7 protein-coding genes are annotated in these 11,370 nt (G+C 68.3%); 4 read left to right on the top strand and 3 right to left on the bottom strand.

Annotated features, from left to right (window positions below; translation table 11 throughout):
• Positions 1 to 57 precede the first annotated feature (57 nt).
• Both QFZ53_RS15070 and def read left to right on the top strand, forming a co-directional pair.
• On the top strand, positions 58 to 1,809 hold the full coding sequence (locus QFZ53_RS15070) for a MinD/ParA family ATP-binding protein (RefSeq protein WP_307297825.1): 1,752 nt from the start codon (positions 58 to 60) through the stop codon (positions 1,807 to 1,809).
• Positions 1,809 to 2,300, top strand: a complete 492-nt coding sequence (def, locus tag QFZ53_RS15065) for a peptide deformylase (RefSeq protein ID WP_307297822.1) — start codon at positions 1,809 to 1,811, stop codon at positions 2,298 to 2,300. The genes QFZ53_RS15070 and def overlap by 1 nt, the downstream gene beginning before the upstream one ends.
• A 62-nt stretch (positions 2,301 to 2,362) precedes the next feature.
• On the opposite strand, the gene QFZ53_RS15060 is transcribed toward def, so the two are convergent.
• A complete protein-coding gene (locus tag QFZ53_RS15060) occupies positions 2,363 to 4,195 on the bottom strand; it encodes an AMP-dependent synthetase/ligase (RefSeq protein ID WP_307297819.1) in 1,833 nt (610 codons plus the stop codon).
• A gap of 128 nt (positions 4,196 to 4,323) precedes the next feature.
• Between QFZ53_RS15060 and QFZ53_RS15055 the strand changes: the two genes are divergently transcribed.
• Positions 4,324 to 5,022, top strand: a complete 699-nt coding sequence (locus QFZ53_RS15055; protein WP_307297817.1) for a lysophospholipid acyltransferase family protein — start codon at positions 4,324 to 4,326, stop codon at positions 5,020 to 5,022.
• 26 nt (positions 5,023 to 5,048) lie between these two features.
• Positions 5,049 to 6,389, top strand: coding sequence for a class II 3-deoxy-7-phosphoheptulonate synthase (locus QFZ53_RS15050; protein WP_307297814.1), 1,341 nt, complete (start codon positions 5,049 to 5,051; stop codon positions 6,387 to 6,389).
• Between the two features lie 107 nt (positions 6,390 to 6,496).
• Here the strand turns inward: QFZ53_RS15050 and QFZ53_RS15045 are convergent, their stop codons facing one another.
• Positions 6,497 to 9,277, bottom strand: coding sequence for an esterase-like activity of phytase family protein (locus tag QFZ53_RS15045; RefSeq protein WP_307297813.1), 2,781 nt, complete (start codon positions 9,275 to 9,277; stop codon positions 6,497 to 6,499).
• 122 nt (positions 9,278 to 9,399) lie between these two features.
• A complete protein-coding gene (gene pknB / locus QFZ53_RS15040; protein WP_307297812.1) occupies positions 9,400 to 11,352 on the bottom strand; it encodes a Stk1 family PASTA domain-containing Ser/Thr kinase in 1,953 nt (650 codons plus the stop codon).
• Between the last annotated feature and the right edge of the window lie 18 nt (positions 11,353 to 11,370).

Below are 11,370 nucleotides of genomic sequence, written 5' to 3'. Positions count from 1 at the left end.
TGTGCGGGCGAGGTCGTGCCTGGGGCGCGACGGGGCCGCACGAGCTGGGAGTGACACGTGACCACGAAGAAGACACCGCACGCGGATGAGGAGTCGACGGGGGTGCTCGACGACGCCGCGTCGCTGGACACCTCGGCGCTCGGAATCCTCGGCGGCACCGCTCAGGTGAGCGTGACCCTCCCGCAGACGGACGAGGATGACCTCGCAGACGAGGACGTCATCGACGGAGAGGTCGTCGACCTGATGATCGACGAGCCGGTTCTCGAGCCGGCGCCCGAGGCGCCGTCGGCACCGGAATCGGACGCCGTGCTCGAATCGATCGTGATCGAGCTGCCGGCCGAGGAGGTGCCTTCTGCCCGCACGGAGACGACGGATGCCGTCGAGGCGGACCCGCACGAGGACGCGACGGTCGAACCGGTCGCCGTGCCGGCATCGGTCGCGGCTCCGCTCGAGTCCGAGCAGGCCGCCGAGAGCCCCGACAGCGACGCAGACACCCTCGCTGAGGCTGAGGCTGAGGCTGAACCTGAACCTGAACCTGAACCTGAACCTGAACCTTCCGGCGAGACGCCCGCAGCCGACCTCGTCGACGCGGAGGAGACCGTCACTTCCGAGCGTTCCGCTCGGAAGCCCGCCGACGTCGTCGCGGAGGAGGCCGTGGCAGCCGCCGCGTTCATCGCACGCGCCAAGGCCGACATCGAAGCCAAGGCTGCCGCAGCCGCGGCATCCGTCTCCCGACCCGCACTCGTGAAGGAGAGCACTGTCGTGGACACCTCGAAGAAGAAGCCGGTGGCGCCGCAGACGCGGGCCTCGCGCGCCGAGGTGGCTCTCACCTCGAAGCGACTGGACGATCTGGGCGACTCGTCGCGCGAGAGCGCGGATCTGCTCACCGCCGACCGCCTGCTCGACCCGCATCAGGTCACCAAGCCCGAGCCGGAGGGCGCATGGAGCCACTTCCTCTACACGGTCTCCGGACGCCGCATCAACATCGGCGACGGCCGGCGAGCCCGCGAGCGCAAGGCTCTCAGCGCACGCATCTCCGCGCCGCTGTCCGGCGGCGCGCGATTCGTCCCCGTCCTCTCCCGCAAGGGCGGCGTGGGCAAGACGACGATCACGGCCCTGCTCGGGATGGCGCTCGCCGACGCGAGAGAGGACCGCGTCATCGCGGTGGACGCGAACCCCGATCGTGGAACCCTCGCCGACCGGATCGCTCGACCCAACCACAGCAAGTCGGTGCGCGATCTCGTGCGCATCCACGACGAGGTGAAGGGATATCACGACATCTCGGCCATCGTCGCACGCGATGCGACACGACTCGACGTGCTCGCATCCGACTCCGACCCCCGCATCGCCGAGGCCTTCAGCGACAGCGACTACCGCGATGTCGCTGACGTCGCGGCGCACTACTACTCGCTCGTGCTCACCGACACCGGCACCGGCATCGTGCATTCGGTCATGTCGGCCACGCTTGACCTCGCCGACCAGATCGTGATCGTGTCGGGGCTCAGCGTCGATGAGGCGCGTCTGGCATCCGAGACGCTCACGTGGCTGGAGACGAACGGCTTCGCCGACCAGGCGCGAGAAGCGATCATCGTGCTCAACCAGTCGACCCCCGGGGCCCCGCTGGTGCGCCTGAACGAACTCGAGTCGCACTTCCGCACCAGGGCGAAGAAGGTCGTGCGGATGCCGTACGACGCGCACATCGCAGGAGGCGGCACGATCGTGTTCACCTCGCTGCAGCCTGAGACCCGCGTGGCTGCGCGAGAGCTCGCCGCCCAGCTCGTCGAGGGCCTCCGGGCCAAGGCCGCCTGATGGCCGTCCGCGAGATCCGAGTCTTCGGCGACCCCGTGCTGCGAACGGTGTGCGCGCCGATCGATGAGATCGACGACGGCGTGCGGGCCCTCGTGGCCGACCTCGTCGACAGCGTCGAGCTGCCGGGTCGTGCTGGCGTCGCCGCTCCGCAGATCGGCGTCGCGCTGCGCGCCTTCAGCTACAACATCGACGGCGACATCGGCTACGTCCTGAACCCGGTTCTCACCGAGGTGCGCGGCGAGGCCGTGCCGACCGGCGAAGGATGTCTGTCGGTGCCGGGGCTCTGGCACGATGCGCTCCGTCACCCGTGGGCGCGCGTCGAGGGCATCGACCTGGACGGCAACCCCGTGGTGATCGAAGGGGAGGGGTTGCTGGCGCAGGCGCTCCAGCACGAGACCGACCACCTCGATGGCAAGCTCTACCTGTCGCGACTCGATCCCGAGACCCGCAAGATCGCGATGCGCGAAGTGCGCGAGAGCTCCTGGTTCTGATCCTCCACGCATGACGAAGGGCCCCGCGGAAACGGGGCCCTTCGTCATGCGTCGAAGGCTGCTCAGCCTCCGATGGCGACGTTCGTGGTCGCGACGGGCTCGTCGTAGATCGCCGAGATCTCGTCGGCGAAGTCGCTCATGATCACGTTGCGCTTGATCGAGAGCTTCGGAGTGAGGTGACCCGACGCCTCGGTCCATTCCGAGTCCAGGATCGTGAACTTGCGGATCGACTCCGCTCGCGAGACGCGTGCGTTCGCGGCGTCGACGGCCTTCTGGATCTCTGCACGGACTGCAGGGTTCGTCGATGCATCCGACAGCGACATGTCGGTGGGGAGGTTGTTGTTCGCCAGCCACGTGGGCAGCATCTCGGGGTCGAGGGTGACGAGCGCGGCGATGAACGGCTTCTGATCGCCCACGACGACCACCTGTCCGATGATCGGATTCGCGCGGATCGGGTCCTCCAGGGCGGCGGGGGCGACGTTCTTGCCGCCGGCGGTGACGATGATCTCCTTCTTGCGTCCCGTGATCGTGAGGAACCCCTCGGAGTCGAAGCTGCCGATGTCGCCGGTGCGGAACCATCCGCCCTCGCCGAAGGCATCCGCCGTGGCCTGCGGGTTGTTCCAGTACTCCTTGAACACGTTGATGCCGCGCACTTCGATCTCGCCGTCGTCCGCGAGACGGACACCGACGCCGGGAAGCGCCGGTCCTACGGTGCCGATCTTCGACTTGTCCGCGAGGTTCACGGTCGCCGGGGCGGTGGTCTCGGTGAGACCGTAGCCCTCGAGGATCACGACGCCGAGGCTGTGGAAGAAGTGGCCGAGACGGGCGCCGAGGGGTGCGGACCCGGAGACGGCGTAGACGACGTTGCCGCCCATCGCCTCGCGGAGCTTGCTGTAGACGAGCTTGTTGAACAGGGCGAACTTCAGCCTCATGCCGAAGGGAACCGGCTTGCCCTCTTCGAGGAGCTTGGAATGCTCGATGGCGACGTCAGCCGCGGCACGGAAGATCTTTCCCTTGCCGCCGGCCTCGGCCTTCTGCTCGGCGGAGTTGTAGACCTTCTCGAAGACGCGGGGCACCGCGAGCAGGAACGTGGGCTTGAAGGAGCCGAGGGCGGGCAGCAGCTGCCGCGTGTCGGGCTGGTGTCCGGTGCGGACGCCAGCGTGCACATCGAGGATCGAGATGAACCGGGCGAACACGTGCGCGGTGGTGATGAACAGCAGCGTTGAGGCTCCGGGTGTCTGGACGACCTTGTCGAGCGCCTTCGCCGAATTGCGTGCCAGTTCGACGAAGTTGCTGTGCGTGAGCACGCAGCCCTTCGGGCGCCCGGTGGATCCGGACGTGTAGATAAGAGTCGCGATGTCGCTGCCGACGGCGAGATTGCGGCGGCGCTCGATCTCGGCATCCGTCACCGAGGCTCCCTGCGCGGTGAGCGTGTCGATCGCCCCGAGGTGCATCTGCCAGACCTCGCGGATCAGCGGGAGGTCACCGCGGACCTCGTCGACGCGCGCGAAGTGCTCGGGCGATTCGACGACGAGGGCGATCGCGCCCGAGTCCTCGAGGATCCACTGGATCTGACTCGGCGAGCTCGTCTCGTAGATCGGCACCATCACTGCACCGGCGTAGAAGAGCGCGAAGTCGACGAGCGTCCACTCGTAGGTGGTGCGCGCGAGGAACCCGACCTTCTCGCCGGGCTGGATGCCCGCGGCGGCGAAGCCCTTGGCGAGGGCGATCACGGCGGTCTGGAAATCGGCGGCGGTGATGTCACGCCAGCCGGCACCATCCGGCACGGAGAAGAGAGCGCGATCCGGAGTGGCCTCGACCCGCTTCACGAGGATGTCGGCGATGTTCGCATCGGGGTCGGCGGGGACGACGGCGGGGACTTCAAACTGAACCACGGCAGCTCCTTCGGTACCGGTCGGGCACGGTGTTGCAACGAGTCTAAGGCATGGGACTCAATTTCATCCGGGGTGGGACTCAGTCGCCGTCGTGAACGGATGCCGGTCTCGGCGCTAGACTTCACCCGATGTTCTACTGGCTGATGAAGTACGTGGTGATCGGCCCCGTGGTCAAGGCGGTCTTCCGCCCCTGGGTCGTCGGGAGGGCCAATGTGCCCGCGAACGGCGCAGCCATCCTCGCGAGCAACCATCTGTCCTTCGCAGACTCGATCTTCCTGCCCCTCATGCTCGACCGGTCCATGTCGTTCCTCGCCAAGAGCGACTACTTCACCGGCCGGGGCATCAAGGGCTGGGCCACGCGCTTCTTCATGAGCGCGACCGGCCAGATCCCGATCGACCGCTCAGGCGGAAAGGCATCAGAGGCGTCGCTGAACACAGGGCTTCAGGTTCTCGGTCGCGGCGACCTGCTCGGCATCTACCCCGAGGGCACGCGAAGCCCCGACGGAAAGCTCTACCGCGGTCGCACCGGCATCGCACGGATGGCGCTGGAAGCCAAGGTCCCGGTGATCCCGGTGATCATGGTCGACACGGACACGGCGATGCCGATCGGCCGCCGTGTTCCTCGCGTCATGCGGGTGGGGATCGTCATCGGCGAACCGCTCGACTTCTCCCGCTACGCAGGCATGGAGAACGACCGCTACATCCTCCGGTCCGTCACCGACGAGATCATGGTGGCGCTGCAGAGGCTGGGCGAGCAGGAGTACGAGGACGTCTACGCGTCGACCGTGAAGGACCGCCTTCCAGCCGCCGCCTCACGACGCTCCTGAGACCCGTCGACCACTAGGCTGGGTGCATGCAACAGCACCACATCGACGCCCTTGACGCGTGGCGCTCGCTCCCCATCAAGCAGCAGCCCCAGTGGCCCGATGCCGAACGCGTCGCCGAGGTCTCTCAGCAGATCGCCGCGCTCCCGCCGCTCGTCTTCGCGGGCGAGGTCGACAACCTCCGCGACCGACTCGCGCGCGCGGCATCCGGCCGGGCCTTCCTGCTGCAGGGCGGCGACTGCGCGGAGACGTTCGCCGGCGCCACGGCCGAGCAGATCCGCAACCGGATCAAGACCGTGCTGCAGATGGCCGTGGTGCTCACATACGGCGCCTCGATGCCCGTGGTGAAGATGGGCCGCATGGCCGGCCAGTTCGCCAAGCCCCGCTCCAGCGACGACGAGACACGCGGCGACGTCACGCTTCCCGCCTACCGTGGCGACATCGTCAACGGCTACGACTTCACCGAGGGCTCGCGTCGAGCAGATCCCGGCCGCCTGTTGCAGGGGTACCACACGGCCGTCTCGACGCTGAACCTCATCCGCGCCTTCACCCAGGGCGGTTTCGCCGACCTCCGCGAGGTGCACTCGTGGAACAAGGGCTTCGCGCAGAACCCGGCGAACCAGCGCTACGAGCGGATGGCGGCCGACATCGACCGCGCGATCAAGTTCATGGAGGCCGCCGGCGCCGATTTCGACGAGCTCAAGCGGGTCGAGTTCTTCACGGGTCATGAGGGCCTGCTGATGGACTACGAACGCCCCATGACGCGCATCGATTCGCGCACGGACACCCCGTACAACACCTCGGCTCACTTCCTGTGGATCGGGGAGCGCACGCGCGAGCTCGACGGAGCTCACGTCGACTACTTCTCGAAGATCCGCAATCCGATCGGCGTGAAGCTCGGCCCGACCACCACGCCCGAGACCGCTCTCGCTCTGATCGACAAGCTCGACCCGAATCGCGAGCCCGGCCGCCTGACGTTCATCACGCGCATGGGGGCAGGCAAGATCCGCGATGCGCTCCCGCCGCTGCTCGAAGCAGTGCGCGACTCGGGTGCGCAGCCGCTGTGGGTCACCGACCCGATGCACGGCAATGGCATCACGACCCCGACCGGCTACAAGACCCGTCGCTTCGACGACGTCGTCGACGAGGTTCGGGGCTTCTTCGAGGCGCATCGCGCGGTGGGCACGTTCCCCGGCGGCATCCACGTCGAGCTGACCGGTGATGACGTCACCGAGTGCCTCGGAGGATCCGAGCAGATCGACGAGGCCGCCCTTGCGACCCGCTACGAGAGTCTGTGCGACCCGCGCCTGAACCACATGCAGTCGCTCGAGCTGGCGTTCCTCGTGGCCGAGGAACTCGAGAAGCGCTGAGCTCTCTTCCGCAAAGACGAAGAACCGCCCTTCCGGATCGGAAGGGCGGTTCTTCGTCTCTGCCGGCGGCCGTCGTGCGGCGCGTACAGATGGAGCGGCGTGTGGGGTCAGCCGCGTGCGCGACGGCGCAGAAGAGTGAGCGCGGCACCGGCGATGAGCAGGACGCCGGCACCGATCGCGACAGGCAGCAGCCAGGCATCGTCGCCACCCGTCGTGGCCAGATTCCCCGTCGAGGCCCCGCCGGTGCCCGGCGTCGTGACCCCTCCGGTGCCCGGCGCGGTCACGCCTCCGGCTGTCACGGTGATCCCCGTCCTCGCCGTGACGTCGCCGGCGACGGCGACGATCTCATGCGCACCCGCAGCGGTCGCGGCGGGGACGATCGCGGTGAGGCGCAGGGCTCCCTGCGCATCGGTCGTCGCCGTCCCGAGGACCACAGGGTCGCTGTGCAGTTCGACGCGCACCGCGGTCTCGGAGGGGAAGCCGGAGCCCGTCACCTCGACCGTGTCCCCGGCCTTCACCGTGCTCGCGCTGACAGCGATGGAGGCCTCCGCCGGTGCCGTGACCTCGGGGAAGACGTCGGCGGCTGCGCCGAGCCGGAGGAACACGGTCTCTCCCGTCGCATCCTTCAGTCCGTCGTTGTCCGTGACGCCGTACAGGCGCCCATCGGCAGCGACGGCGAAGCCCTCGAGCTTCTCCTGGGTCCATCCGGCGGTGGAGCGCAGAGCTGGCAGCACGTCGATCGCGGTCGACTTGTCGAGGACGGTCAGAGACTGACCGAAGACGGATGCCGCAGCGTCCGCCGGGATCTCGACGCGGGTGACGCGCTTGACGGCAGCGGCCGGACCGTTCAGCTTGTCGCGTTCCACGATCGCGAAGGTGTCGTCGTCGATCGCGGTGATCTCCGACAGCCCGATCCAGTCACCGCTCGCGGTGGTGTGCTCGAGGCGGTAGCCGAACCACTCCCACGCACCGCTCGCAGGGTTCAGACGCCCGATGCGGGCGACGTCGTCGCCATCGACCCCGCCGGCGGCGAGATCTGCGGGGTCGTTCCAGAGCGGACGCTGGATGACGCTCCAGACCCGCAGATCCTCGCCCTCGCCCGTGGTCGTGACGCCTTCGAAACCCCACTTGCCGACGTGCGCGGCGATCTCCGGGGGCAACGGGTACCTGGCGAGAACGGCTCCGCCCGCATCCGTGTGCACGATCGTGTCGCCGGCGCCCGATGCGCCTTCGACGGCCAGCCAGAACGTGCCGTCGGCGGATGCCGAGATGCCCTCGACATCGAGTGCCGCCGGTGATCCGTTCTCCGTCACCGCCGTCGCCGAGGTGATTCGCGCCGGCTCATCGGAGACGTCGACCGTGTAGATCGTCGCGGGGGAGACGACCGCGTCGCTGGCGGCGTAGACCACGGCAGGGTCGGTGGGGTGGCCTGACAGTGCACCGAGAGCCGACCAGCCGATCGGCGCGCCGTCCACGACGTCCGAGACGATGCTCGGCTGCGAGGACTGACCGGCGCCGAACGAGAAGACGCTCACCGAGGCGCGCACGCCCGCACCGGCGTCGTCCGTCTCGCTCGAGACGACGAGCAGGTTCTTCGACGGCACGGGCAGGATGCCCTCGGGGCCGTTGGTGGTGAACAGGATCTGATCGAACCGCGGCGACGCGGGGTCGGTCATGTCGTACACCGCGACGAAGTTCGATCGCTCGCTCGCGACGAACGCGTACGGAGTGCCGTCGAACTCGGCGAAGGCGAGCCCTTCGGGTTCCGCGCCCTTCTTGGCCGCGCGATCCTCGTTGTGCAGGCCGTACTGCACGGCGATGTTCGCGAACGAGTTCCCCGCGTCCCACACCGGCTGGCCGGTCTCGGTGCTGAAGACCGTCCACCCGCGGGTGCCGCCCTTCCAGTCGCCCTCGTTCGCGGTGGCGACGAGGCCGTCGCCGACCCAGGCGATCGAGTCGGGCTCTCGAGGCGCCGCAGGCAGGGAGCCGGTGAGGTCGATGCGTCCGTTCTTGACCGTGTCCACGCCGGTGAGAGCGACACTGCCCGCCGAGAACACCGAGGTCAGCGACTTCGTCTCGAGATCGATCACGGCGATCCCGTTGTTCTCCTGCAGGGTGACGGCGAGTTCGTTGTCGTCGTTGATCGTGACGTACTCGGGTTCGGGGTCCTGAGGGGTGTCGAGTCCGGCCGCGGCGACGACAGGAAGCGGCACGCCGGCCTCGTCGAGGAACGGCACGGGCGTCGCTGTCCACGAGGCGGGATCAGCGCCGAGGTCGAGCACCTGCACGAAGCCGCCGGGGAGCTGTGGCAGGTCGCCCTTCTTCCCGCCTGCGGGCGCGGCATCCTCGTCGCGCTGGTTCTCCATCGCGATCGCAGCGTAGGCGCCGTCGTGAGAGATCGCGATCGAGTCGGGCTGGCCGCCGAGATCGATCGAGCGCAGCACGGTGCGGTCGGACGCGCGGAGCACGTCGAGACGCCCCTGGGGGTTCGCGAAGTCGCCGCCGGTCTCGTCGATCACGACGAGGATGAAGTCCCGGTAGGAGGCGACGGACGTGGGCTGATCGTCGGCATGGCCGAGATCGGCGAGCGACACGGTTCCTGTTCCCGTCGGTGTCGCGGGGTCGGTGACGTCGATGAAGCCGATGCGCTTCCCGATCGCATCCGTGTACACGACGGTGCCGTCTTCGGTGATCGTGGAGATCTCGGCGACGGTCTCGGCAGCGGGATCGACGCCTTCGGGCACGTTGAGGTACACGGGATAGGTCGCCGTGCGGATGAAGACGCCTGACGGTGCGGGGGCTGCGGATGCCGGTGCTGCGGCGGCCGTCACGGCACCGGCCAGCAGGCAGGTCGCGAGCAGCGCGGCGGGAAGGGAACGAGAGGGCATGGGGACACACTCCAGGTGGGCGGGTACGGGCGTACTCGCCAGCGTGTTGCGGCCAGGCATCGTGGAGGTGCCGTCGAGGTGACGAACCCGCGTCTCGAGAGTGAACGGCGGGTGTCTTCAGATCAGTCCTTGAGGCCCATCTGCAGCACGATGGTCGCGCCCTTGCGCTGCGGATCGGTCGGGCTGTACGACACGACCTTGGTGTTCTTGTTGTCGAGCAGATCCCACGCGACATCGGGGATCATGGTGTCGCTCGTGTAGGTCCACTGGAATCCGGCGGCGCCCAGCGCCTCCTTCGCCTTGTCCCGGGTCATGCCCGTGACATCCGGGACGTCGTACAGCTGCGGCCCCTTCGACACGATCAACTGGATCGTGTCGCCCGGGCGCCACGATCCGGCCTCGGCGCGGTCGGCATGGCCGATGACCTTGTCCTTCGCGACGTCCTCGCTGAACACGGTCTGGCTCTCGGGGTTCACGACGAGGCCCTTGTCGGTGAGCGTCTTCGTCGCCTGATCGACGGTCATGCCGCTGACGTCGGGAACCGGGCCCAGTGACACCTGGATCGTCGCGGTGTCCTTCTCGAACACCGTGCAGCCCTGGTCGCAGCCGAAGGCGTCACCGCCGGCGCGGGGTGCGATGCGCACGTTGAGCACCTTGCCGCCGTCGAGGTCGTCGAAGTACTGCTCGTCGTCGGCGATGTCCAGGTTCGCCGCAGCGAGGATCTGCCGGACGGCCTCCACATCCTGCCCTGCCACGGCGCCGATGTCGTGCGAGGCGGGTCCCTTCGACACGATCAGCACGACGGGCATGCCCTTGTCGAGCCGCTCGCCCGCGCCAGGGTCGCTGTCGATCACGACCCCGGCATCGACGTCGACTGAGAACTCGTCCTGACGTTGCGGCTCGAAGCCGTCGGCCGTCAGCTCGTTCGCGGCATCCTCGTACGTCATTCCGGCCACTGCCGGCACAGCGATCAGCGACCCGGGGCCGGAACCGAACCACCAGCCGACTCCACCCGCGACCGTCGCGAGGAGCAGTACGAGCGTGAGCAGGAAGGCGCCCCGCGCACGCCGCTTCGACGAGCGCCGCCGCAGCAGCGTGGCGTTGTCGACCGACGGGGTGACCGGAGCGGTGGGATCGGCCAGGACCGCCGTCTGCGGCATGACCTTGGTGAGGTCTCCGGAGTCGTGCGTGCGCTGCGGAGCGTTCGTGGCGGCGACGGCAGGGGCGACGCCGAGATCGCGCTCGATCTCGCGCAGACGCTCCAGCATCTGCCCCGCGTCGTCGGGCCGCTCGTCGGGAGACTTCTCGGTCGCCCACAGCACGAGCTCGTCGAGCTGCTCGGGAACGCCCGGGTTTCGCACGCTGGGGCGCGGCACGGATTCGGTCGCATGCTGGAAGGCGATCTGCATGGGCTGCTCGCCCTTGTAGGGCTGCTCGCCGACGAGCATCTCGTACAGCATGATGCCCAGGGCATAGATGTCACTGCGCGCGTCAGCGGTGCCGCGCGTGACGAGCTCCGGGGCGAGATACGCGATCGTGCCCAGCAGCTGCTGCCCCGTCGCGGTGTTCGCCGTGGTCGCCCGGGCCAGGCCGAAGTCGCCGATCTTGATGCGACCGTCTTCGGCCAGCAGCACGTTCTCGGGCTTGACGTCGCGGTGCACGATTCCGGCGCGGTGCGCAGCGGAGAGACCCGCGAGCACGGCGTCCATGATCGTGATGGTCTGCGAGATGGTGAGGCGCTTCTGCTCGCGCAGCAGCTCGCGCAGCGTGATGCCGGGCAGGTACTCCATCACGAGGTAGGCGAGCTCGCCGTCCTGCCCCTGGTCGAAGACGTTGACCACGTGCGGGTTCGCCAGACGGGCGGCGGCCCGAGCCTCCTGGATGAAGCGGCTCTGGAAGTTGGAATCGTCGCTCAGGTGCGCGTGCATGACCTTGAGCGCGATGCGACGCTCGAGCCGAAGGTCCGTCGCGACGTACACCGTCGCCATGCCTCCGCGGGCGATGCGGGCCCTTACGCGGTAGCGACCGTCGACAAGTCGCCCGATGAGGGGGTCGGCCTGCTGATTGGTCGTCACGTCAAGATTCTAGGGAAG

The organism is Microbacterium natoriense (genome assembly GCF_030816295.1).
GTDB lineage: Bacteria > Actinomycetota > Actinomycetes > Actinomycetales > Microbacteriaceae > Microbacterium > Microbacterium natoriense_A.
Note: the sequence above shows the minus strand (reverse complement) of the source record. Positions and strands in the feature narration are given on the sequence as shown.